A 21,484-nucleotide genomic window follows, 5' to 3' on the forward strand; every position below is an offset into this window, starting at 1 on the left:
GAATTACGCCAGCGCCTCGATCGCCGCCCTCACGGCGTCCTGGTCCATCTCGTGCAGACCGATGACGACGAGGCGGGTGCCGCGCTTTTCCCCCGGCGCCCAGGCGCGGTCGAAATAATGGTCGATGCGGTTGCCGACGGCCTGCAACTGCAAGCGCATCGGCTTGCCTGACACATCGACGAACCCCTTGAGGCGCAGCACGTCATGGGCTGATATGATGCCCTTCAGTGCCTCGACGAAGCCGGCGGGATCGGCAATGGATCCGAGATCGACGACGAAGCTGTCGAATTCGTCATGGTCGTGCGGCGTGCCGTCCTCATGCTCCAGCTCGTGATGCGACTTGCGATTGGCGACATCATCCTCGGTGCCGATGCCGAGGCCGAGCAGGATGCCAGCTGACACCTCACCGTTCTTCGCCTCGATCATCACCGGCTTGCGCACCGTGCGGCAGGCGACCTCGTCGCGCACCCTGATAAGGCCGGCCGCGTCGATCAGGTCGGTCTTGTTGAGCACGATCAAGTCGGCGCAGGTGAGCTGGTCCTCGAACAGTTCCTCGATCGGGCTCTCGTGATCGAGCGATTCATCCTCGGCGCGCGCCGCATCGACGGCATCATGGTCGTCGGCGAAACGGCCGGCCGCAACAGCCGCGCTGTCGACCACCGTGATGACGCCATCGACCGTCACCTGGGTGCGAATGTCGGGCCAGTTGAAAGCGGCGACCAGCGGCTGCGGCAAGGCGAGGCCTGAGGTTTCGATGACAATGTGGTCGGGGCGCTGCTCGCGTTCCAACAGCTTCGTCATCGTCGGAATGAAATCGTCGGCGACGGTGCAGCAGATGCAGCCATTGGTCAGCTCGATGATGTCGTCCTCGCTGCAATTGTCAGCACCGCAGCCCTTCAGCACGTCGCCGTCGACGCCGAGATCGCCGAACTCGTTGATGATGAGCGCGATCTTTTTGCCGCCGGCATTGGTGAGCAGGTTGCGGATCATCGTTGTCTTGCCTGCACCGAGAAAGCCGGTGATGACGGTTGCGGGAATTTTCTGCTGGTTCATGAACTTAACCCTTCATTTTCAACGGCAGGCCTGCCGCGATGAAATAGACTTCGGCGGCCTTGGCCGCAATCGATTGGTGCAGCCGACCGGCATGATCGCGGAATTCCCGCGCCATGCGATTATCCGGCACGATGCCGAGGCCGACCTCGTTGGAAACGAAGACGAGCTGCGCCTTCGCCTGCGATAGGAAATTGGTGAGCGCGGAAAATTCCGCCGCCATATCGCGCTCGTCCATCATCAGATTGGTGACCCAGAGTGTCAGGCAATCGATGAGCACGACGCGGCCCTCGCCGTCGATGGCAGCGAGCGTGCCGACAAGATCGAGCGGCTCCTCATGCGTCGTCCATGACGGGCCGCGATCGGCTCTGTGCTGGGCAATGCGTGCCTGCATCTCTTCGTCCCAGGCGCGACCGGTCGCGAGATAGTGGCGATCGAGGCCGGTCGAAACAACAAGGGACTCGGCGAAGTGGGATTTGCCAGAGCGTGCACCGCCGAGGATGAAGGTGGCGGTCATACTCAAACGCCCCTCAGGGAGAGTGCGTAGCCTTGAGGACGACCGCCGTGCTGCTTGCCGATCTCCCCCCTTGTGGGGGAGATGCCCGGCAGGGCAGAGGGGGGTCCCGCACATTCGACATAAGCGGCCGAAAGCACTCCTCTTGCAGCGCTGCGTGGAGGCGTCGCGCGCGCCGCGCCAAGCCGCGCCGAATTCAATCGTTCAGCCAAAACAACCTCCGTGCTGGCAGCGGGCCTCTTGCCCAGGGTTGGGCTTCTCGCCCGGCACGGGATGGCAGGTCTCCTGGCTCGCGGTTATCGGCCGCGATCGGGGCAGACCGGAAACCGGTCGCCCTGATCGTGCCAGCGGATCTGCCTCGCCTTCCCGGCTGCATCGATGAAAAGGTGGACGATTCGTAGATTGAGAGGCGTCCGACCCCGGTTGATCATCATGCATGTCCAGTGGCTTTTCCGGCATTGGGACCCATCCCGCCCGCCTGCACCATTGCAGGCAACTGGCCGGAAGGGCTCGATGCCGGATGGAAGACCCTGACCGCTCTACAGTCGCGGGGTCGGCTGTGATGAAGACGCCCGGCTTGGGTCCGCCTCGTCACATTCCCTTTTCATCCGGAAGGCGTAACACCGATCCGGAACCATCCGTTATATCAAGGATGGTCAGGTGACCATCCGTTGAGGGATGGTTAGGCAAGCTCAGGGGTGAAGTCAACCGGTCTCGACGGTCGGGAATGGCCGGCCAGCCGAAGCAGCGCCGGCAACACGACTTACCCTACCTAAAACATCGTCATTTATCAGGTACTTACGTCACAATTATTTATCCCGGGCGCCGGCTTTTCGCCGCAATTGCGTCGCAAGCGGACTGCGCCGCCCCCTGTGCCCTTGACCGGGCCTCTTCCTGCCTAGTTGTTTTGCCATGCTGATGAAATTGGATCGGCGCCGGTTCCGAGCGCTGCGTGTTTTCTTCGATCCGGGGCGGCTGCGGGCGCTGACGCGTCGTAGTGAGGTCGGCCTGTCGCTGGCAGGTGCCGTCGTCGGCATCGCCTCCGGCCTTGCCGTCACCGGCATGAGCTATGTCTCCAATCAATTGCATCAGCTGGTCTTCGGCATCGCCGACAGCGAGCGGCTGAGCTCGTCGGTGATCGACGACAAGCTGCTGCTTCTTGCCGCCCCGGTCATCGGTGGCGCCCTGCTCGGCTTGTTGTTGTTCGTACTGGCGAAGCGACGCAAGAAACCGATGGTCGACCCGATCGAGGCCAATGCCCTGCATGGCGGCCGCCTGTCCTTAACCGACAGCATCATCGTTGCCGTGCAGAACCTGATCTCCAACGGGTTCGGCGCCTCCGTCGGCCTGGAGGCCGGCTATACCCAGCTTGCCGCCGGCCTCGCCTCGAAATTCGGATTGAAGCTGCAGCTTCGCCGCTCAGACCTGCGCGTCCTTGTCGGCTGCGGTGCGGCGGGCGCCATCGCCGCCGCCTTCAACGCGCCGCTGACCGGCGCCTTCTATGCCTTCGAGCTGATTATCGGCACCTATACGATCGTGTCGTTGACCCCTGTGGTCGTCTCGGCACTGGTTTCCACCCTGATCGCAAGGCTGCTCACCCATGGCGATTTCACCATCGATATCGGCAGCTTCGGCTCGGTCGTGCCGGCCGATTATGTCCCAGCCATGCTGCTCGGCATCTTCTGCGCCGGCGTCGGCATCCTGATCATGCAGGGCGTCTCCTTCGTCGAGGAGCTGGCGCGCAAGAGCTCGATCGCACCTCCCTTCCGCCCGGCGCTCGGCGGCATTGTCGTCGGACTTCTGGCGATGATTTCGCCACAGGTGCTCTCGGCCGGCCACGGTGCGCTGCATCTCAATCTCTCCCGCGAGGTGGCGATCCCGGCGCTGATCGGCCTCTTCCTGTTGAAATCTCTGGCCTCGGCGATCTCGATCGGCTCCGGCTTCAGGGGTGGCCTGTTCTTCGCCTCGCTGTTCATGGGCGCGCTGCTCGGCAAGCTCTTTGCCTATTGCGGCCCTTATTTCGCCGATGCGACGCTGACGCCCGTCATCTATGCCGTCGTCGGCATGAGCTCGCTCGCCGTCGCCGTCATCGGCGGGCCGCTGACGATGACGTTCCTGGCGCTCGAAATTACCGGCGATTTTCCGATCACGGCGCTCGTGCTCGCCGCCGTCATCACCTCCTCGCTCGTCGTCCGCTCGACCTTCGGCTATTCCTTCGCCACCTGGCGCTTCCATCTGCGCGGCGAAAGCATCCGCAGCGCCCATGACGTCGGCTGGATCCGTAACTTGACGGTGGACAAGCTGATGCGCGCCGACATCAAGACGGCAAAGGCAAGCATCTCCCTGGAGGAATTCAAACAGGCTTTCCCGATCGGCTCGACCCAGCGTGTCATCCTCGTCGAGGAGAGCGACAAATATGCAGGCCTCGTACTGGTGCCGGAGATCTACGCCAACCCGACCGACGCGCAGGACGAGGGCAAGACGCTTGCCGATTTCATCCACTACCGCAACGATTTCCTGCAGCCGCAGATGAATGCCAGGCAGGCGGCAGCGATCTTCGACAAGAGCGAAAGCGAAGCCCTCGCCGTCGTCAACAACCTGATCGAACGCAAGGTGATCGGCCAGCTCAGCGAAAGCTATACGCTCCGCCGCTACAGCGAAGAACTCGACCGTCGCCGTCGTGAGGTCTCAGGCGAGATCTGAACCGCTAGGAACAAACGTCGGCGGGCTTGAAAACGTTGACCGCCTTCGAAACACCGCGCAACTCGAAGGATCCCAGACATTGGCTCGCAACCGCGCAGGTGACGGCGAAACTCTCCGACATCAGGAGATGGTGCCCGAGCGTGCCGCAGAGCTTCTCGAGCCGCGAGGCCTCGTTGACGGCGCTGCCGATCACCGTAAAGTCAAGCCTGCCACGCGCGCCGATATTTCCATAGAACACCTCGCCGAGATGCAGCACGACATCGACCCCGATATCGGGGCCTCCATTATCCGTCCGCTGATGATTCAACGCCTTGTTCGCTTCCAAAATATTCCGTGCGGAGATCAAGGCGGCCATGCATGACTTTTGCGGGTCCTCGGCGTCGGTCGGAAAGATCGCCAGCACGCTGTCGCCCATGAATTTGAGGATCTCGCCGGAATTGTCCTCGACGTGCCGGCCGATCAGGTCGAAATGTTCGTTCAGAAATCCGGCGATCTCTCCAGGCCGGTAGACCTCGGTCAGCGCAGTGAAGTTTCTGAGGTCGGCAAGCAGGATCGCAGCATTGATGGAGCCTCCCGTGCCTCTCTGAATATCGCCCGCAAGGATGCGTGCACTTGTCTTGGCGCCGGTGTAGACAGCAAGGATATCCGCGGCGGTTTTCGAAGCCGCGATGCGGTAGCAAGCAAGCCCCAGTGCCGGGAAAAACCTGGCAATGATCGCCAATTGATCATCGGAGAATCCACCCGGTTTGTCGCTTGTAAGCGACAGACTGACACCGCGCAGCGCAGCCTCCTTCGGGAACTCCAACAGGCTGACAAGGTGATCCGTGCCGCCGTCAAGCGCGAATTCCGCAAGCCGCGGATAGTCGTCGACACCCTCACCCTTGGCGATGTTCCAGCGCCCTGACGTCTCGTTACGGCCGAGCAGATAATAGATCGGCGTCTTCTCAAAGTTCAGCACTGCCGCAGTTCCATATTCGGCGTTCTCGATGGTGGTGACACCGCCGCGCACGAAATTGGCCGAGACGCCGCCATACATCGGATGAATGGACGGCATCGCGATGCTGCCCCGCCATATCGGAAAGCCATCGGCGATCAGCCGATCACACAGCCCCCCAATGAGGTCACCGATATGCTCGCTGGTGATTCCCTGTTCTATAATCCATTGAATATGATCGCTAATTTTTGAATCTCCACATGAGCCGAGGCAATCTTATGACGGCAAATCGGGCAAATGGGCGGCGATGCCGAACCGGGCTGCCGCCATATCAATTGATAGTCGCGCCAAGCCGATATTTCCAGCCATCAAGGACGGGAAGTCTTTTCATATGAAAACGGTTGGACGACAGACATCGTCGCTCACATTCTGACCGTCATGCCGCCGTCGACGGTCAGCACGTGGCCGTTGACGAAGGAGGCGGCGCCGCTTGCAAGAAACAGCGCCGCACCGGCGATCTCGTCGGGGCGCCCCCAGCGCTGGACCGGAATGCGCTGGCGCACGAAGGGCATCAATTCCTCGTTCACGGCCATGGCCGCATTGGTCTCGGTTGCAAACCAGCCCGGCGCAATCGCGTTGCTGGTGATGCCGTGCGGACCGAATTCGACCGCCATGCCGCGCATCAGGCCGGTCAGGCCCTGCTTGGCTGCCGGATAGACGCAGTCACCGGGCATGACGACATGGCCACTGATCGAGGTCACCGCGATCAAGCGGCCGTAATTGCGCCGCTTCATCAGCACAGCGGCGTCCCGTGAAAGCGTCACTGCAGCGGCCAGATCGGTGCGCAGCAGTTCCATGATCGCATCATCATCGAATTCGGCCAGCGGCCGCCGGTCACGGGCGCCGACATTATTGACCAGAATGTCGAGACGGCCGTGAAGCCTTTCGATATCGGCCATCGCAGCACGCTGTGCCTCGCGGTCGGCGACGTCGAAGGCGGCAGCCTCCGCTGTGCCGCCGGCGGCACGGATGATTCTTACGGCGTCTTCCAACGTCGCCGCCGTGCGTCCGGTAACGATGACATGGGCGCCGGCCTCTGCAAGGGCGCGTGCCATCTCGAAGCCCAGACCACGACCGCCGCCGGTCACCAGCGCCACCTGACCTGCCAGTGAAAATCTATCCAACACGCTCATGGTCTTACCGTTCCCGATTAGCTCCTCCGGGACGGTTAATGGACTCAGTCAACTAATTTGGCAAGAGCAGAAAGGCAGACGTTGGACGCAAATCGCTGCTCCCAGCATCTCTTCTTTCGATAGCGCCCCACTTGTCACAGGAATCCAGTCACGGCGCGTCTGCGCCGTGAATGACTCTTTCCCAGGCAGGGAGTCTCTCGCGCCCAGGGACCTGGGCACGCTGGATTCCTGTGACGAGCACAGGAATGACGGAGGAGAGGTTAAGCATCTCTGATCAACCGCACATACCGTAGGGGACGTCCTTCCAGCGGGAGCAAGGCAGCGCGGCAATCCCCGCCCAACACACATCCCTACCCCAGCAACCCCGCAAGCCAGCGCGCATCGAGATGCTTCTCCAGCTCGCTCGCAATCTCGTCGAGCGCTTGTTCGACGCTCTCGCGGTAATTCCTTCGCTCGCCTGATAACCCGAAGCTTTGTAGCAGCAGGGCGCGGTAGGCGTCGCTGCCGAAGAGCCCATGCAGGTAGGTGCCCATAATCCGGCCGTCAGCCGAAAGCGCCCCGTCGGGCGCCCCGTCGACGATCGCCGAAGGCCGAATGCAATCCGGGCCGCGCGTGATGCCAAGGTGGATCTGGTAGCCGGCAAGCGATGCGTCATACTCGGTCGAGCGGGCATGGCTGTTGCGCACAGTTTTTTCGGGCGCCATCTCGGTCTCGACATCGAGAAGCGCAAGCCCCGGCGTCTCGAGCGGTTTGCCCTCGATGCCGAGCGGATCGCGCACCGTGCGGCCGAGCATCTGGTAGCCGCCGCAAATGCCGATCACCCGGCCGCCGTGCCTGACATGCGCCTGGAGATCGCGGTCCCAGCCCTCAGCCCTCAAGTCGGCGAGATCCGATATCGTCGATTTCGAGCCGGGAAGGATGACGAGGCTTGCATCCGCTGGCAGCCGCGCGCCTGATCGTACGAAGACCAGTTCGACATCCGGCTCGCTCCTCAGCGGATCGAGATCGTCGAAATTGGCAATGCGCGGCAGCACCGGCACGGCGATCTTCAGCGCGCCCGTTCCGCCCTTCGCCAGCCGTTCGAGCACGACCGAATCTTCGGCCGGCAGCCGGGCCGCACCCGGCAGCCACGGCACGACACCGAAACACGGCCAGCCGGTAAAGCCTTCGATGGCGCAGATGCCGTCGTCAAACAGCGAAACGTCGCCGCGGAATTTGTTGATGATATAACCCGCAACCATTGCTCGGTCGCCATCATCAAGGATAGCGTGTGTGCCGACGAGCGAGGCGATGACGCCGCCACGGTCGATATCACCGACAAGCACGACAGGCACGCCGGCCCGCGTCGCAAAACCCATATTGGCGATATCGGCGGCCCTGAGATTGATCTCGGCCGGCGATCCGGCACCCTCGACGATAACGAGGTCGGCATCTGCTGCCACTTTTTCGAAACTCTCGAGCACGGCGCCGAGCAACTGCGGCTTCAGCCGCTGATAGTCGCGCGCCTTCGCCTGCCCGAACACCCTGCCCTGTACGATGATCTGGCTGCCGTTTTCCGATTGCGGCTTGAGCAGCACCGGGTTCATGTGCACCGAGGACGGCGTGCGTGCAGCCAGGGCCTGAAGCCACTGCGCCCGGCCGATCTCGCCGCCGTCATCGGCGACCGCTGCATTGTTAGACATGTTTTGCGGCTTGAACGGCCGCACAGTAAGCCCGCGATTGGCCGCCAGCCGGCAGAGGCCCGCGACCAGTACCGTCTTTCCGACATCCGAGCCGGTTCCCTGCAGCATGATCGCTCTTGCCATAGTGGCCGCCTTTCGCTGAGGCGAGGCCTACAATGGCCGACGATACCGGGTCAAGACTTGGCACAGGGTAAGACTTGGCTTGGGCAAGCTTCCCGCGGAAACGCGAAAACCGCGCATGGCCTTGGCTCTGCGCGGTTTGCCGAAAACTCAGGCGTCATCACCCCTACACGGCGAAGCTCGCTTTCTCCGGTACGCACTACCTGAACCGGAGAAGCGGCGGTCATTCCCGCCACGACCCAACTGATAACGGCACATTCTTACCGGAGAGTTATTGAAGCCTTACGCAAATGTTAATTTTGATCTTTTTTGACATTCTGGCCGAAATTTCTGCAGAAGACCCGACGGTGATCGCCAAGAGCGTGCAGTTCGCTCAAAGGCGCCATTTTCGGGATGTTGAGATAAATTCTTCGAATTCAATAATTTAGTCCCGCAACCATCAGCAGAAGAAGGTTGATTTCTGCGAGCGAACGCGTAGGCTTCTCAAAAACCGCCATTTTCGAGCATGACCTGCAATGAGCTGCCGGAGCCGCAAGGACGGAAGGCACCCATGAACCGGAAATGTATGTCGCGGCATCGCCCGTCAATCATTTCCTTTGGGCGCCAGAAGGATTTGTCGCTGATTTCCGACCCTGGCTGCGCGTCCGTAGATTGAAGGTATTCCAGCGTCATCAGCGCGTCTGAAAAGACCGGCGCTGTAAAGAAGAATTCGGGGAAATGACGATGAAGACGTTTCTGATTCCGGCCGTCTTTGCCGCGGCTCTTTCTATCGTCGCGCCGGCCGAAGCCGCCGAATGCGGCAATGTTTCGATTGCTGAGATGAAATGGGCCTCGGCCGGTATTGCGGCGAGCTTCGACAAGATCATCCTGGAAAAGGGCTACGGCTGCGTCGTCACCATCGTCGACGGCGACACCCTGCCGACCTTCGCCTCGATGAACGAGAAAGGCACTCCCGACATCGCCTCCGAGTACTGGATCAATTCCGTCAGGGCGTTGCTCGATCAGGCCGTCAACTCCGGCCGGCTGGTGCAGGGAGCCGAGATCCTGGCCGACGGAGCCGTCGAGGGCTGGTGGATCCCGAAATTCATCGCCGACGCCAATCCCGACATCCGTTCGGTCGAAGATGCGCTGAGACATCCCGAACTCTTCCCCGCCGAAGACGATGCCACGAAGGGCGCTGTTTACAATTGCCCGGCCGACTGGAGTTGTCAGATATCAACCACCAACCTGTTCAAGGCGCTTGCCGCCGACAAAAAGGGCTTCGAACTCGTCGAAACAGGGAGCCCCGAACGGCTCGACGCCACCATTGCCCGCGCCTTCGACAATAAGATCGGCTGGCTCGGCTATTATTGGGCGCCGACCGCAATCCTCGGCAAATACGAGATGACGCGCCTGAGCTTCGGCGTCGGTCATGACAAGACCGAATGGGACCGCTGTACGGCGGTTGCCGGCTGCCTCAGGCCCCAGCTCAATTCCTATCCGGTCTCGCGCGCCTTCACGTTGATGACCAGGTCTTTTGCCAGCCGCGCCGGACCCGTCACTACCTATCTCAAAACCCGCAAATGGGACAATCAGACGATCAACCAGGTGCTTGCCTGGCAAGACGAAAACCACGAAAGCAACGAGGATGCCGCGATCCATTTCCTTCGCAACTACGAGGGCCTCTGGATGAAATGGGTGCCCGCCGATGTAGCCGAGAAGGTCAAGGCGAGTTTATAACGGCAAAAAACACGATCACGTATGGACGATTCGATGACAGGCAACGTTCCCTTTCCCGACCGCGATACCGTTGCGGAAAAGCTCGCCGCGCTGTCGGAGACGGACAAATCGTATCTGACGCTGCTTCTGGAAAATGTCGCTCAGGACGACAACCTGCTTGACGGCCTGCGCCGCCATCTCGATCTCGCAGCCGGATCGCGTTTCCTGAACTCGCTGAAACTGGAAAACCTCGGAATATGGCTCGGAGCACATGCGCCGGATCGGCTTCAGATCAGGCTGATGGAAACGGCCCGCTCCAGCCAGCATCCTGCGTACCAAGCCTTCCGGACCGGTCTAGACCGATCCGGCGGGCTGGAAAAGGCTTACCCCCCGGTCAACACTTGATCCGGCCCGGTCAATACATGATCCGGCCCAGGAACGCTTGATCCGGCATCCCCGCAAGAATCTGAACGGTCTTTACTTCTTTGCAGCGCGGTCAACCGAGCGGCCGGCATCCTGCGTGGCGTTTACGGTGTTTGCCGTATCTTTTCCCATGCCGCGGATCGTGTTGCCGCAGGAGGAAAGGGCAAGAAGAACCATCAATGCTGCGGCGATTTTGGCCGTTGTCGTCATTTCGAATATCCTTGTTTTGAAATTGACCCCGAACGGGACTGATGCCGTTCGCGCCGATAACGCACAAGGAAACAAAAGGTTCAACGGCTGAAAGAGATCCTCAGGCGGCGACCGCCTTCGCTCTCTCGGCAAAGGCGCCGCGAATGCTGTCGGCCACCGTCTCGATCGGTCCCGACACCTGCGAGGCGGTCAGCAGGCGGATATCGAAAGCGCCGAGTTCCGGCAGACCTTCCTGCGGGCCGAGGATCGCCATGTCCTCATTGACATAGGACAGAGGCAGTGGCGCAATGGCAAGATCGGAGAGCACGGCGGCGCGCTGCGCCATGGTGTGGCCGCTGAGATAAGCGACGCGATAATGCCGCTTGTTGCGTTCGAGCTGGGAGAGAGCCTCCTGGCGCCAGATGCAGCCATCCTCCCAGATCGAGATCGGCAGGGGATCGCGGCGATGCGCCGAACCGCACCTGGCGCCGGCCCAAACCAACCGCTCACGGAACACCACCTCGCCGCCGGTCGGGAACGGCCGCGTCGCACAGTTGATCAAGGCCAGGTCGAGCCGCTGCTCCTCCATGCGCTTCTTCAGCCCCATGCTCATGTCGATCGTCACGTCGACCATGATGCCGGGATAGCTCTCGGCGAAGCTTTTGAGAATGCTCGGCAGCAGCCGCTCGCCGATATCCTCCGGCGCGCCGAGCCTGACGACGCCGCTGAGCTCCGGCATGATGAAGCGCGACACCGCTTCGTTGGACAGCGCCAGGATGTTGCGGGCGTAGGACAAGAGCATCTCGCCGTGGCGCGTCAGCGAGACCGAGCGGGCATCGCGTAAAAACAGCGTCGCGCCAAGCTGTTCCTCAAGCTTTTTGATCTGCATCGAGACCGCCGACGGCGTGCGGAAGACCGCCTCGGCGGCTGTGGAAAAATTGCCTGTCTCGGCTATGGCGACGAAGGTACGCAGCACATCATTGTCAAGCAAAGGAATGGGACGGCGAAAGGGAATGCTCATCGTCGCATCTTTCAATTTTTCTGATTTATAACCCCATATCATTTTGTTTGATTGAATGTCAATCGAGCCGCATATCTGGACGGGTCGGAACTAAACTAGCAAAGGAGGCCCGACATGTCACAAACCAGCATTTGGAATATCGTACAGGCCCTCTCCGCGTTCAAATCGCAGAGACGCAGGGATGCGAACCATGAACAAGCACTTGGGCAGCTAAGGCGCTTCCCGTCGCATCTCCTGGCCGATTGTCAGCCCAAAATAGAATTGACCGCCCCGGAGCGCCGCGCGTGCGATGGGCGTGGTAGCGACCGCTTCATCCCTTTGAATCCGCCCAGATTGGTATCAACTCGCAACCTCGTCGATGTGCCCACCCAGAAAGGCTCGGCCGACCCGCGGATCCGCAAGAAGGTCGCCGACCTGATCACATCCCGCCCAGCAGTTTGAAGGCGATGATCCACATCGTGAACGCGACGAGCGTTTCCAGCATTCGCCAAGATGAGGGTTTGGAGAAGATCGGCCGTAGCCGTTTTGCGCCGTATCCGAGCGAAAAGAAAAACAGGAAAGAACCCGTCACCGCCCCAGCGGCAAACGAAGCCTGCTGTCCTGGGTAGCGTGTCGATATCGTGCCGAGCAACACGACCGTGTCGAGATAGACATGCGGGTTGAGCCACGTGAGCGCGAGGCACGTCATGAGCGTCTGCCGAAAGCTCGATGGTCGCGCTTCTGCTTCCGTGAGAGCGGCGGACGAGCGAAAGGCGCAATAGAGGCTTTTCGCTCCGTAAAAGGCCAGAAACGCGGCTCCTCCATAGCGCATGACCGGATCGAGCCAGGGCATGACCCTGGCGATTTGCTGCAGGCTGGTCGCGCCAAGCACGATCAGCGCGGCATCGGAGAGCGCGCATGCGAGGCAGACGGCGAAGACGTGTTCATTGCGCAGGCCTTGGCGAAGGATGAAAGCGTTCTGCGCGCCGATCGCGACGATCAGGCTGAGGCCCATCATCAGGCCGGTGACATAGATTGAAATATCCATCGTTTCGGCGAGCGCCCCTGACTTTGGTAAGTGGTGTCGTATCGCCAGCGATAGAATTAGGCTAGTTAATCTGACTTACCTCAATTAAGTGAAACTAATCATGCTCGATTACCCAGCCCTGCGCGCCGTTGCAACTGTTGTACAGACGGGCAGCTTCGAAAGGGCTGCGACCGTGCTGAACGTCACCCCCTCGGCAGTTTCGCAGCGCATCAAGCAGATCGAGGAGCGTCTCGGTACCGTCCTCATCGTCAGAGGCACGCCGTGCACGGCGACGGAAAAGGGAGAATGGCTCTGCCGCCATATGGAGAATGTCGGCATGCTCGAAGCCGAACTCTTCGGGCAACTGCCGGCTCTCGTCGTTCCCGAAGAACCCCGCCAAAGGGTGACGCTTCAAATCGCGACCAATGCCGACAGTCTTGGAACGTGGTTCGTGGAAGCCGTGTCCAATTTTACGAGGAACTCCTCCTATCTCTTGAACATCGCCGTTGACGACCAGGATCACACCGCCGAATGGCTGCAGCGCGGACGGGTGATCGCAGCCGTCACCAGCCTGGAAAAGCCGGTCCGGGGATGCCGGCGCTTTGCCCTCGGCGTGCTGCGCTACCACGCGACGGCAACCCCCGACTTCGTGGCACGCCACTTTCCGGGCGGCGTAACCGCCGAGGCAATCCGCAATGCCCCGGCGCTGACCTTCAACCAGAAGGACAGGCTGCAAAGCAGCTGGGTAAGGCAGACATTCCAACGCGATCTCGATTATCCCACCCACTGGCTGCCGTCGACGCAAAGTTTCGTCGAGGCGAGCCTTTCCGGCATGGGATGGGGCATGAACCCGATCCAGCTCACCCGCGAATCTCTCGCATCGGGAAGACTCGTCGAACTGGTTCCCGACACACCGCTCGATGTCCCACTATTCTGGCAGATAAGCCGCCTTGCCGCCGATCGCCTGACGGAACTGACGCGCGAGGTCATCGCGGTGGCTAAGCGCAATCTCTGATGCTTCGCTCAGAACATGCCGCAGCTCAAAAAGGCGCTGTCACACGTAAGCAGTGCGGCTGCCGAAGTCGCTGGTTTCGTCGAAATTCTTCGTGCCGATACGATCGCTCTCGCCGGAGAGCTCCTGCGGAGCCGCGGTAGCGGGTTTCGATGCAGCCGACGCCTCGGTCTTGCTGCTCTCGGAGGCTTCGAGCTTGGCAATCTTGGCTTCCAGCGTCTCGATGGATTTTTCGATTGTGGCTTTCTCTTTCTCGTCCTGCGTTTGCGCCAGGGCTGCCTGCTTTCCGGCAAGCTGCGCCTCGAGAGAGGCAAGCTGGTCCGACGAACTGGATGACGAAGTTGAAGCGGCTGAACCCAAAAGGATGGATGCAGAACTGGAAATTGCGCTGACCATGCAGATGACCTTCGATGTTGAATGTCATCTGTTTAGGCCGCGAACGGTAAATGCCCGATACATAAAGTACTATTCGGTACTGTTTTTTGACAATTATTGCGCATCGCCAACTCGGCGCCGTTTTTAGGTATCCACCTACGCGATAGCGATGATCTCCAACTCCTGGCCACCTGTCTCCACCACATCGCCGACAGCCTTGCCCATGAGCAACTGCGCCACCGGCGAGACATAGGAAATCGATCCGGCCTTGGGATCGGCTTGATCCTCGCCGACGATCCGATAGGTCTGCACGCGCCCGTCGTCGCGGTTGAAAGTCACCGTGCTGCCGAAGGCGACAGTGTCGGTTGACGTGGGCTCCGGCATGAGCTGGGCGGTGCGGAGCCTCGCCGCGAGATAGCGCAGGTCGCGCAACGGTCCCGCGGCCTGCCGCCGTCGTTCGTTGACGTCTTCAATGGTACTCGCCGCATCATAGGCCTCGCGAGCCTGCTGGAACTGTAGTTCCAGAGCCTTCAACCCTGCCTCCGTGACCAGGTTCAGATGCGGCGAAACCGGACGATCGGGCAGCAGGGTTTCCGAAGCGGTTTCGAAACTCTCTTCCTTGGTGAATGCGACGGCCAATTCTATACTCCGTTTTTAGCTGACGGGGAGTTCTTCCCATCCGAAACATCCATACACCCGCCGCAGACGAACCGCCAATCTTGGCTCATCGGCAACGCGGAACGTCCCGCGCGGCACGGCGTTTAGACCCGTGACGCATCATGGCCGAGGAGGATCAATGCCCGGCGAACAGCGCAAAGCCCGCGATATAGTCCGGAGCGAAGCATGCCTTCGTTCCTGACCGACGCCATGCCACTGACGCCGAGCTGGTGGGAGATCGCCGCGCGCATTGCGCTGACGGTGATCGCCGGCGGTCTCATCGGCCTCGATCGCGAGCGTGGCGGCCATGCCGCGGGCTTCCGGACGACGATCCTGGTGGCGCTTGCCGCCTGCATTGCGATGGTCCAGGCGAACCTGCTTCTCTTAACCTACGGGAAGACGCTGAGTTTTTTCACCCAGATGGACGTGCTCCGTTTTCCCCTCGGCGTCTTGACAGGCGTCGGCTTCATCGGCGGCGGAGCGATCCTCAGGCGTGGCGATATGATGACCGGCGTCACCACGGCGGCGACCCTGTGGTTCATGACCGTGGTCGGCCTCTGCTTCGGCGGCGGCCAGATCGTCACCGGGACGGTAGCGACCGTCATTGCCTTCATTGTGCTCTCGCCGCTGAAACGCCTGGACACCTGGCTGCGCTGCGAACGCAAAGCAACCCTCGTCGTCTATGGCTCAAGTTCTGATATTCCTGATCTTTCGGATGTGCTGGAACCTCTTGAGTGCAGCGCATCGTTTGTCTCGTTGGGACAGGCCGAAGATGGCCGCAACGGGGTGACGTTCGAATTGCGCTGGCTGGCGAAAGATCCCGACGCTTCCGCACGCACAATCCTCCTCGCCATCTCCGAGGCGCACGAGATCGCGAATTTCTCGATGCATTCCACCACGACCTGAGCGGCGGCGCCATCGCCGCCCTGCCTATTTGGCGGCGTGCTCGGGTTTGCCCTTTCTTTTGGTAGATGCGAATTCCTCGAGCTGTTTTTCGCTCATGGACTCGACCATCTGCTTGGAGGCGCCTTTGAGTTCCTTCTTGGGCGTCTCGCCGCGCTTGGCCGACAGTGCGGCGCCTGCCGCCTTCTGCTGCGCCTTGGACTTGGCTGGCATATCGATCTCCTTATACTGGTGATGAGGCGACGAGTTGGCCTCCTCAAAGCTTCCTGAGTTCTTCGGGCTTGTGTGCGGCCCGCTTTCCCGATTTGTCGCTTTCCACGATATACTGCGGTTCCGCCGCCGACGCCTTCACCGTGTGGCCCTTGATCTTCGTCTGGCTGGTCTGCTTTTTGACCACCCTGCCCTCGGTCTTCCCCTGGCTGGTATCCCAGCTCACGTCGTCGCCCTTCTTCAATTGCTTGGACATGCGAGGCTCCTTGCGCGAGGAGGCTGCGGCAAAAGCCGCAGCCGACCGCTCGTCAATTAATGGTGGCCCACTGGCTGCGGACATCTCTGGCGTTCTTTGACAGGTGGACATGCGCATCGACGTGATCGACCCAGTCGATCGGAATCAGGTGGTGCTTGCCGTCCTCCGAGTCGGTCTTCGTCAGCTTGATGCGCGTGGGTCCGTCGAGATGATCGACTGTTCCCATAGGAGTGCCATCGGCAGCCCGCACTTCCATATGTTCACGGATCTGGTCTGCGGAAATCATCGTTTCCTCCTTTTCGTCATGTCAGCTACGAAGCGGCAACGGCGTGGAGTGGAGTTGGTTCCAAACAGCTCAACGTGTTTAATCGGCAGTCACTTCCCAGTTGTCGTCCGGGTTGAATGTCCTGATACCGGCAGCTATTTTCTCGGTCTCTCGACCGAGATTGGCCTGGTAAACCGTACCGTTCGCGTTCACTGCAAAAGTCTGCACGCCGGTTTCGCCGTATCGGATCGGCCAGGCGATAAGGGCAAATCCTGCAATCATATTGCCGTTGATTACATAATTGAACTCTCCGCCCGCGATGTTCGGCCCTTGGCTGTCGATGATCCTGTAGTGGTAGCCGTAGTAGCCCTCACCGGCTTTCGCCTTATCAAGCGCCGCATTGTCCTCAAGGGCGTTGCCCGCCGGGCTGTCCCCCTCGCCCAGATCAGGCGACCAATAGAGGCCATCGGTTTTGCCGTCGCTGCTGATCAGTTTCTGGGCATATTCGAGAACGCCGTCGTCGTCGTGGTCAGCAGAAGAATATTCCTTTTGGGCGTCGACATAGGCCTGCATCGTGTCGATGGTCTGCAATTCGTTCTCGCCGACGCGACGATTGATGATCTCCTCGAACCCGGCATAGGTGTCGAAACCCCATTTGCCATCGTCGCCTTTCACGATCGGAAATGGCAAAGGCCATAGTTTGTCGCCGATCTCGATGATCTTGCGGCCATCGACGTCCTTCACGACGACCTTCTTCTGCGTGACCTCCCGGATTTGCGCATAAGTGTCCATCACCCCTTCGCCTGCCTTTGCTTTTGCTGCATCGATGCCGAGCAGCGCCGCGAACTTGTCGAAATCACCAGCCGCCAGTTCCGCTTTGAAGGCGTCGACAGCTCGTTCCGGCGTCTCGAATACGGGCGGATCACTCTGCGAGGCGAAGTCCGAGATGACGGTCGCATCGGATGGCTCTGCTGCAGATGTCGGAACCGGATTGGTAGCGAGCACCGCAAGAGCAAATACCGAATCCAGAAGCATGTTTTTGACTGACTTTGTCATGACTTTCCTCCTTCTCCCGGTCATCGGCGACGGCCGCCGCCACCACCGCGGCGCATTTCTCCACCATCGCCGCGATTGCCGCCGGCCATGGCCTGTCTGCCGCGGCTGGACTGCATCTGGGTACGCCTGCCACTGTCGACCTGGCCCAGCGCCGACGGCTTTCTGGGCCGGCTGTCGACCCGGGCCGCAGGCTTCGGCTTTGCGACCGGGCGTTTGGCGTTGACCCCGGGCCTTGCGTTTTCGGCAGCCCTGTTCGGTGTCCTTGCGTCGGGCTTGCGGTTCTGGGCTGCCTGCGCCACCTTTCCGCCCCCGGAAGCCGCTCTTGGATTGCCTGCCTTGTTGCGAGCGGCATTTACCCTGTCTGCATCGATCTTGCTCTTGCGGACATCGTTGACACTGACTTTGCCTGACTTGTCGCGGATCGTGTTCGCACGGTCGTTGCCTCTTGCTCCGACCTTGTTGCTGGCGTTCGCCTCGATACTGGTCCGGAAGGAGCTGCGGTCGATCTTGTTGAATTGCGCGCTGTCGAACCCGATCTTGCTGCGGTCGACGTTCTTCCAGTCGACATCGTTGATATTCACCTTGCCGTTGACATTGTTCAAACAGTGGTTGCAATCGATATCGACATTGCCGTTCCAGCGCCCGCCCCATACGCCCCAGCGGTTCCAGTCGACGGCGGCGGCCCACACCGCTCCCGTCACCACGCCCGCAAAGAAGGTGGCTGTCGGATAGTAGTAGTTCGGATATGGCTCGGAATAGTAGCCGATAGGCTCGGCCACATAGTTCGGTTCATACAGCATCTCCGGCGCGTATTGCGGAACGTAGATCTTCTCGGAACTGGCGGAGACGATCACGACGTTGTCGTTCTCCTGGCTGACCTTGATCTTGTCGTCGGTCTTGATGATGCCGTCGGCAACCGCCTTGTCGCGCAGTTGCTGTATGGCGATCAGAACATCCTTTTGCTGGTAGGAAAGAGCCTCTCCGAGAGACTGCGTCCAGTCCAGATCCTCGCTCATCATCGTGACGATCTGAGGATAATTCAGCAACGATACGATGCTGCCGTCCCACGTCGACTTCGGCTTGAGCCCGGGCTGCTTCTTCAAGGTTTCAAGGAACCGGGCTGCTTCCACGACCTGTAGCGGATAGAGAGACGCCGACGTGACGAGCGCGACCAGTTCGTCCGGATAAAGCGCGATCCGCGCCACTAGGATTTCGAGTTCGTCCTCGGTCAGCGGCGCCGGCACGTCGTCTTCCGCCGCGATGGGACTGGAGGCGGCCGGCTCCTGCGCGGCGGCGGTCAGAGTCAGATGTGGTGAAAACGGAAACCCGGCAAAAGGCAGGAACAAGCCCGTGGCGAATAACAATGCGTGAGGTCTAGCCATCTCAAATCCTCCTTGCGGTCAGACATCGTGTGTAGGCTGTCGACTATTTTATCTTCGCTCGTGTCGCATACTCCTTCAAGTGGAGGAGTATTGATCGCTAACATCGGCCGCTACAAATTTATAGCAAAGACAGCTCCAGGCGTAGTCGCGGGACTGATCTAGGACGTATGTTACAGTAACACTCTTTCAACAGCGTGGTAACGCATAGAAGATTGACCGTGTGCACGGTGGAGGTCGGTGCCTCTGGCCGGGCCTCGTGAGCACCTCCGGTTCACGGTTGCCTGATCACTGAAGTCGCAGTCAAGACCATCAGTCTTATGAAAGCGAACAAGGGGCCCGGACGGCCAGGCGAAATTAATCAGCGGCCAACGCCAGGGTGCCATAAAATGCTGAAATTCTGCGCCCTCCGGGCTCAAGACCTCCCAGCGTAGGTTACCAGAACCTACAGTATCATACTGTCCAGTTTGACGTTTCGATGCTGTAGTTTTTTGTCTTGGCCTTCGACCACCGGGAGGGAACGTCATGGCTGAAAGCGAAACGTCAAAGCCCCAGCATACAATGCTCGGCGCCGAAGAATTGAGACAGAAAGCCCTGGAACTGCAGCTGGTGGAAATGCAGCGCGATGACAAGGTCAAAGAGCGTGAAGCAAAAAAACACGCAGAGTTCGTCGACGATTTCTTCCGCAAACATGTCGGCGACAAGGAGCGTGACATTATCAGGCGCGTCGTCATGAAGGCAGCCGCGGACGGCAAATCCGAGGCCATGGTCTACAGCTTTCCTTCGAGCTTCTGCACCGATAGCGGTCGCGCGATCAACAGCGCCCGACCAGACTGGCCGGCAACACTTCAAGGAAAAGCCAAGGAATTGTATGATCTTTTTGTCGAGGTCGCCCGTCCCCACGGCTACAAACTGAAAGCAATGGTCATCAGTTTTCCAGGAGGCATGCCGGGCGACATCGGCTTTTTCCTGAATTGGGAGGCACCGGTCGGCTAGGCCGCTGCGCAACTATGCCGATCTTCTGCCAGCGCGTCAGCGCTGCGGCCAACCTTTCCTCGGATCCCAGTTTGCGAGACCAAATTCGTCAAAGGCCAAGTTGGAGCAATTGGAATCCCACCGGGGGAATGACATGGTTCGAAGTCTTAATGTGCCGATATTCAGGGGCCTGGAAGGATTTCGCGCTAGCTGGCTGCGGAGCGATATTCCCGCGGGATTGTCCATTGCGGCTGTCGGTCTGCCGAGTGCGATCGCTTATCCCGCCATCGCGGGCCTCCCCCCGGAAACAGGGCTGTATGCCAGTATCGTCGCGCCCATAGCCTACGCTATGTTCGGGCCGTCGCGGCTATTGGTGGTCGGGCCGGACGCTGCGACCATGGCGGTTCTTGCAGCGGCGATGGGAGCGGTGATCGCCGCGCAGCCTGCCGGGACTGCCGTCGATCCTGTTGTCATCGCGTCCGCTCTCGCGCTGGGCGTCGGAGCCTTCTATTTCGCAGCACGGCTGTTGCGGCTGGGCGTCCTCGCAAGCTTTCTCTCTCGTCCTATCCTTGTCGGCTTCTTTGCCGGCGTGTCGATCTCCATCCTTGTCGGGCAGATCGGGCGATTTACCGGAGTGCGGATCGACGCCGACGGTCTACTGGCACCGATTGCCGAGATTATTCGCAAAAGTGCCCTCATCCATTGGCCATCGTTACTGTTCGGCCTCGCCATGTTTGCCTTACTATGGGTCGTAAAAGCCACACGGTTGCCTATACCGGGACCTGTCGTTGTCGTTGTCGTTTCCGTCGTCCTCTCTGCCATTTTCAACTTCGAAGCCGCAGGCATCGGCGTCGTTGGTAATCTGCCCACCGGGTTGCCGTCATTTTCCCTCCACGCAATCTCTCAAATACCCATGGACAGGCTCCTACTTGGGTCAGCCGCCGTCTTTCTGGTCAGTTTCGGCGCGGGCATCGTCGCCGCCAGGAGCTTCGGGGGGCGCACCGGGGAGGAGGTCGATGCCAACCACGAACTGATCGGACTGGGCGCGGCTAACATCGCCCCCGGTCTATTTAGTTCTTTTCCCGTTAGCGTGTCGGATTCGAGAACCGCGATCAATCTTGCAGCCGGCGGCAGATCGCAGGCCGCCGGTCTTGTATCCGCCGCCACCCTTATCGTTGCACTGCTTTTCTTAAACGACGCCCTACGCATCCTCCCGATCCCGGCCCTGGCGGCAATCTTGGCGGCGGCGGCAATCAGCCTGATCGACCTCCACGAACTGAGAAAGATATGGCAGATCAGCCGCATGGAGTTCGCATTCGCCCTGATCGCCATGTTCGGGGCCATCAGCTTCGGCGTCCTAAACGGCGTCATCGTCGCAATCGCCGCAACCCTGGTCTATCTCCTGCGCAAGACGATGTTCCCACGAGACGCACTCCTGGGGCGCATTGCGGGACGCGATGGATTCTACGATATGCAGCGCTTTCCGGACGCTCGGGGGGTTCCGGAAATCGCCATATGTCTCATCCAAGGCAATTTGCTGTTTTATAACGCCGACTATGTCCGCACCCGTCTTCGAGCGATCGCCGCCGGCCTACCGGCCGAAACGCGGTGGTTTATTCTGGACGCCAGCGCAATTGCGCATATCGACAGCACCGGAGCCGCAGCGCTCGATGCCGTGCAAGCGAACCTCGCCGGCCGTGGCATTACCTTCGGCGTGGCCCACCTGAACTCCGAGACCATGGCGCTGCTGGAACGCGCAGGCGTCGTCAACGGCATTGGAGCAGGAAAATTCTTCGACGACAAGGAAGACGCGCTTCGTGCTGCTTGCCTCAAGTAAGGGAGCGATCGACCTTTGGCCGGGCG

The 21,484-nt window shown here is 60.2% G+C and carries 22 protein-coding genes, 2 pseudogenes and 1 riboswitch; of the genes and pseudogenes, 8 read left to right on the plus strand and 16 right to left on the minus strand.

Annotation, left to right across the window (positions count from 1 at the left end; all coding sequences use genetic code 11):
• Window positions 1-3 precede the first annotated feature (3 nt).
• Both cobW and cobU read right to left on the minus strand, forming a co-directional pair.
• Complete coding sequence (cobW, locus tag RCCGE510_RS10240; protein ID WP_007629631.1) at window positions 4-1,053, minus strand: cobalamin biosynthesis protein CobW; 1,050 nt, start codon at window positions 1,051-1,053, stop codon at window positions 4-6.
• A 4-nt stretch (window positions 1,054-1,057) separates the two neighbouring features.
• On the minus strand, window positions 1,058-1,567 hold the full coding sequence (cobU, locus tag RCCGE510_RS10245; RefSeq protein WP_007629632.1) for a bifunctional adenosylcobinamide kinase/adenosylcobinamide-phosphate guanylyltransferase: 510 nt from the start codon (window positions 1,565-1,567) through the stop codon (window positions 1,058-1,060).
• 254 nt (window positions 1,568-1,821) lie between these two features.
• Window positions 1,822-2,218: riboswitch (cobalamin riboswitch) on the minus strand.
• A gap of 258 nt (window positions 2,219-2,476) precedes the next feature.
• Here cobU and RCCGE510_RS10250 point away from each other — a divergent pair.
• On the plus strand, window positions 2,477-4,267 hold the full coding sequence (locus tag RCCGE510_RS10250; protein WP_007629634.1) for a chloride channel protein: 1,791 nt from the start codon (window positions 2,477-2,479) through the stop codon (window positions 4,265-4,267).
• Window positions 4,268-4,271: 4 nt separating this feature from the next.
• Here RCCGE510_RS10250 and RCCGE510_RS10255 read toward each other — a convergent pair.
• From RCCGE510_RS10255 to RCCGE510_RS34710, 4 genes and pseudogenes are all read right to left on the minus strand, one after another.
• Window positions 4,272-5,500, minus strand: a pseudogene (locus tag RCCGE510_RS10255) (adenylate/guanylate cyclase domain-containing protein).
• A gap of 123 nt (window positions 5,501-5,623) precedes the next feature.
• Window positions 5,624-6,394 carry an SDR family oxidoreductase gene (locus tag RCCGE510_RS10260; RefSeq protein ID WP_007629636.1) on the minus strand — a complete coding sequence of 257 codons (771 nt, stop codon included), beginning with the start codon at window positions 6,392-6,394 and terminating at the stop codon, window positions 5,624-5,626.
• A gap of 350 nt (window positions 6,395-6,744) precedes the next feature.
• Entirely contained in the window at window positions 6,745-8,199 is a 1,455-nt protein-coding gene (locus RCCGE510_RS10265; protein WP_007629638.1) for a cobyric acid synthase, read from the minus strand.
• A gap of 480 nt (window positions 8,200-8,679) precedes the next feature.
• A complete protein-coding gene (locus RCCGE510_RS34710) occupies window positions 8,680-8,868 on the minus strand; it encodes a hypothetical protein (RefSeq protein WP_157179888.1) in 189 nt (62 codons plus the stop codon).
• Window positions 8,869-8,913: 45 nt separating this feature from the next.
• Between RCCGE510_RS34710 and RCCGE510_RS10270 the strand changes: the two genes are divergently transcribed.
• A complete protein-coding gene (locus RCCGE510_RS10270; RefSeq protein ID WP_192815296.1) occupies window positions 8,914-9,915 on the plus strand; it encodes a glycine betaine ABC transporter substrate-binding protein in 1,002 nt (333 codons plus the stop codon).
• Between the two features lie 21 nt (window positions 9,916-9,936).
• Window positions 9,937-10,299, plus strand: a complete 363-nt coding sequence (locus tag RCCGE510_RS10275) for a hypothetical protein (protein WP_007629642.1) — start codon at window positions 9,937-9,939, stop codon at window positions 10,297-10,299.
• Window positions 10,300-10,371: 72 nt separating this feature from the next.
• On the opposite strand, the gene RCCGE510_RS10280 is transcribed toward RCCGE510_RS10275, so the two are convergent.
• On the minus strand, window positions 10,372-10,527 hold the full coding sequence (locus tag RCCGE510_RS10280; RefSeq protein ID WP_007629644.1) for an entericidin A/B family lipoprotein: 156 nt from the start codon (window positions 10,525-10,527) through the stop codon (window positions 10,372-10,374).
• A gap of 100 nt (window positions 10,528-10,627) precedes the next feature.
• Window positions 10,628-11,569: a LysR family transcriptional regulator gene (locus RCCGE510_RS10285; RefSeq protein ID WP_192815297.1), complete on the minus strand. Its 942-nt coding sequence runs from the start codon at window positions 11,567-11,569 to the stop codon at window positions 10,628-10,630.
• Window positions 11,570-11,641: 72 nt separating this feature from the next.
• On the opposite strand from RCCGE510_RS10285, the pseudogene RCCGE510_RS35520 reads away from it, so the two are divergent.
• A pseudogene (locus RCCGE510_RS35520) lies at window positions 11,642-11,821 on the plus strand (hypothetical protein); the annotation flags it as partial.
• A gap of 124 nt (window positions 11,822-11,945) precedes the next feature.
• Here RCCGE510_RS35520 and RCCGE510_RS10295 read toward each other — a convergent pair.
• Entirely contained in the window at window positions 11,946-12,554 is a 609-nt protein-coding gene (locus RCCGE510_RS10295) for a LysE/ArgO family amino acid transporter (protein WP_007629649.1), read from the minus strand.
• A gap of 100 nt (window positions 12,555-12,654) precedes the next feature.
• On the opposite strand from RCCGE510_RS10295, the gene RCCGE510_RS10300 reads away from it, so the two are divergent.
• Window positions 12,655-13,548 (plus strand): LysR family transcriptional regulator ArgP, encoded by an 894-nt coding sequence (locus RCCGE510_RS10300; protein WP_007629651.1) that lies wholly within the window; start codon window positions 12,655-12,657, stop codon window positions 13,546-13,548.
• Window positions 13,549-13,587: 39 nt separating this feature from the next.
• On the opposite strand, the gene RCCGE510_RS10305 is transcribed toward RCCGE510_RS10300, so the two are convergent.
• Both RCCGE510_RS10305 and greA read right to left on the minus strand, forming a co-directional pair.
• Window positions 13,588-13,947 carry a hypothetical protein gene (locus tag RCCGE510_RS10305; RefSeq protein ID WP_052029476.1) on the minus strand — a complete coding sequence of 120 codons (360 nt, stop codon included), beginning with the start codon at window positions 13,945-13,947 and terminating at the stop codon, window positions 13,588-13,590.
• 129 nt (window positions 13,948-14,076) lie between these two features.
• On the minus strand, window positions 14,077-14,559 hold the full coding sequence (greA, locus tag RCCGE510_RS10310) for a transcription elongation factor GreA (protein WP_007629656.1): 483 nt from the start codon (window positions 14,557-14,559) through the stop codon (window positions 14,077-14,079).
• A 204-nt stretch (window positions 14,560-14,763) separates the two neighbouring features.
• Between greA and RCCGE510_RS10315 the strand changes: the two genes are divergently transcribed.
• The gene (locus RCCGE510_RS10315) at window positions 14,764-15,483 is read left to right on the plus strand and encodes an MgtC/SapB family protein (protein ID WP_007629658.1); all 720 of its coding nucleotides are present in this window, start codon (window positions 14,764-14,766) and stop codon (window positions 15,481-15,483) included.
• 24 nt (window positions 15,484-15,507) lie between these two features.
• On the opposite strand, the gene RCCGE510_RS10320 is transcribed toward RCCGE510_RS10315, so the two are convergent.
• The 5 genes from RCCGE510_RS10320 to RCCGE510_RS10340 all read right to left on the minus strand — a co-directional run bounded on the left by RCCGE510_RS10320 (window position 15,508) and on the right by RCCGE510_RS10340 (window position 18,649).
• Window positions 15,508-15,693, minus strand: coding sequence for a DUF3008 family protein (locus RCCGE510_RS10320; RefSeq protein ID WP_004680605.1), 186 nt, complete (start codon window positions 15,691-15,693; stop codon window positions 15,508-15,510).
• 43 nt (window positions 15,694-15,736) lie between these two features.
• Window positions 15,737-15,946 (minus strand): DUF2945 domain-containing protein, encoded by a 210-nt coding sequence (locus tag RCCGE510_RS10325; protein WP_007629659.1) that lies wholly within the window; start codon window positions 15,944-15,946, stop codon window positions 15,737-15,739.
• 52 nt (window positions 15,947-15,998) lie between these two features.
• Window positions 15,999-16,232: a DUF2171 domain-containing protein gene (locus RCCGE510_RS10330; protein ID WP_007629660.1), complete on the minus strand. Its 234-nt coding sequence runs from the start codon at window positions 16,230-16,232 to the stop codon at window positions 15,999-16,001.
• Window positions 16,233-16,310: 78 nt separating this feature from the next.
• Entirely contained in the window at window positions 16,311-17,267 is a 957-nt protein-coding gene (locus tag RCCGE510_RS10335; RefSeq protein WP_007629662.1) for a DUF2950 domain-containing protein, read from the minus strand.
• 20 nt (window positions 17,268-17,287) lie between these two features.
• Window positions 17,288-18,649, minus strand: coding sequence for a DUF3300 domain-containing protein (locus RCCGE510_RS10340; RefSeq protein WP_037078242.1), 1,362 nt, complete (start codon window positions 18,647-18,649; stop codon window positions 17,288-17,290).
• Window positions 18,650-19,171: 522 nt separating this feature from the next.
• Between RCCGE510_RS10340 and RCCGE510_RS10345 the strand changes: the two genes are divergently transcribed.
• Window positions 19,172-19,642 (plus strand): hypothetical protein, encoded by a 471-nt coding sequence (locus RCCGE510_RS10345; protein ID WP_007629666.1) that lies wholly within the window; start codon window positions 19,172-19,174, stop codon window positions 19,640-19,642.
• 133 nt (window positions 19,643-19,775) lie between these two features.
• A complete protein-coding gene (locus RCCGE510_RS10350; protein ID WP_007629668.1) occupies window positions 19,776-21,458 on the plus strand; it encodes a SulP family inorganic anion transporter in 1,683 nt (560 codons plus the stop codon).
• Window positions 21,459-21,484 lie beyond the last annotated feature (26 nt).

The sequence above is a fragment of the Rhizobium sp. CCGE 510 genome, from assembly GCF_000292525.1.
Classification (GTDB): Bacteria; Pseudomonadota; Alphaproteobacteria; order Rhizobiales; family Rhizobiaceae; genus Rhizobium.

Coding starts and splice junctions, on each gene's coding strand:
- cobW (WP_007629631.1), bottom strand. CDS start 1,053: ATGAACCAGCAGAAAATTCCCGCAACCGTCATCACCGGCTTTCTCGGT.
- cobU (WP_007629632.1), bottom strand. CDS start 1,567: ATGACCGCCACCTTCATCCTCGGCGGTGCACGCTCTGGCAAATCCCAC.
- RCCGE510_RS10250 (WP_007629634.1), top strand. CDS start 2,477: ATGCTGATGAAATTGGATCGGCGCCGGTTCCGAGCGCTGCGTGTTTTC.
- RCCGE510_RS10260 (WP_007629636.1), bottom strand. CDS start 6,394: ATGAGCGTGTTGGATAGATTTTCACTGGCAGGTCAGGTGGCGCTGGTG.
- RCCGE510_RS10265 (WP_007629638.1), bottom strand. CDS start 8,199: ATGGCAAGAGCGATCATGCTGCAGGGAACCGGCTCGGATGTCGGAAAG.
- RCCGE510_RS34710 (WP_157179888.1), bottom strand. CDS start 8,868: ATGACGCTGGAATACCTTCAATCTACGGACGCGCAGCCAGGGTCGGAA.
- RCCGE510_RS10270 (WP_192815296.1), top strand. CDS start 8,914: ATGACGATGAAGACGTTTCTGATTCCGGCCGTCTTTGCCGCGGCTCTT.
- RCCGE510_RS10275 (WP_007629642.1), top strand. CDS start 9,937: ATGGACGATTCGATGACAGGCAACGTTCCCTTTCCCGACCGCGATACC.
- RCCGE510_RS10280 (WP_007629644.1), bottom strand. CDS start 10,527: ATGACGACAACGGCCAAAATCGCCGCAGCATTGATGGTTCTTCTTGCC.
- RCCGE510_RS10285 (WP_192815297.1), bottom strand. CDS start 11,569: ATGATATGGGGTTATAAATCAGAAAAATTGAAAGATGCGACGATGAGC.
- RCCGE510_RS10295 (WP_007629649.1), bottom strand. CDS start 12,554: ATGGATATTTCAATCTATGTCACCGGCCTGATGATGGGCCTCAGCCTG.
- RCCGE510_RS10300 (WP_007629651.1), top strand. CDS start 12,655: ATGCTCGATTACCCAGCCCTGCGCGCCGTTGCAACTGTTGTACAGACG.
- RCCGE510_RS10315 (WP_007629658.1), top strand. CDS start 14,764: ATGCCTTCGTTCCTGACCGACGCCATGCCACTGACGCCGAGCTGGTGG.
- RCCGE510_RS10320 (WP_004680605.1), bottom strand. CDS start 15,693: ATGCCAGCCAAGTCCAAGGCGCAGCAGAAGGCGGCAGGCGCCGCACTG.
- RCCGE510_RS10325 (WP_007629659.1), bottom strand. CDS start 15,946: ATGTCCAAGCAATTGAAGAAGGGCGACGACGTGAGCTGGGATACCAGC.
- RCCGE510_RS10330 (WP_007629660.1), bottom strand. CDS start 16,232: ATGATTTCCGCAGACCAGATCCGTGAACATATGGAAGTGCGGGCTGCC.
- RCCGE510_RS10335 (WP_007629662.1), bottom strand. CDS start 17,267: ATGACAAAGTCAGTCAAAAACATGCTTCTGGATTCGGTATTTGCTCTT.
- RCCGE510_RS10340 (WP_037078242.1), bottom strand. CDS start 18,649: ATGGCTAGACCTCACGCATTGTTATTCGCCACGGGCTTGTTCCTGCCT.
- RCCGE510_RS10345 (WP_007629666.1), top strand. CDS start 19,172: ATGGCTGAAAGCGAAACGTCAAAGCCCCAGCATACAATGCTCGGCGCC.
- RCCGE510_RS10350 (WP_007629668.1), top strand. CDS start 19,776: ATGGTTCGAAGTCTTAATGTGCCGATATTCAGGGGCCTGGAAGGATTT.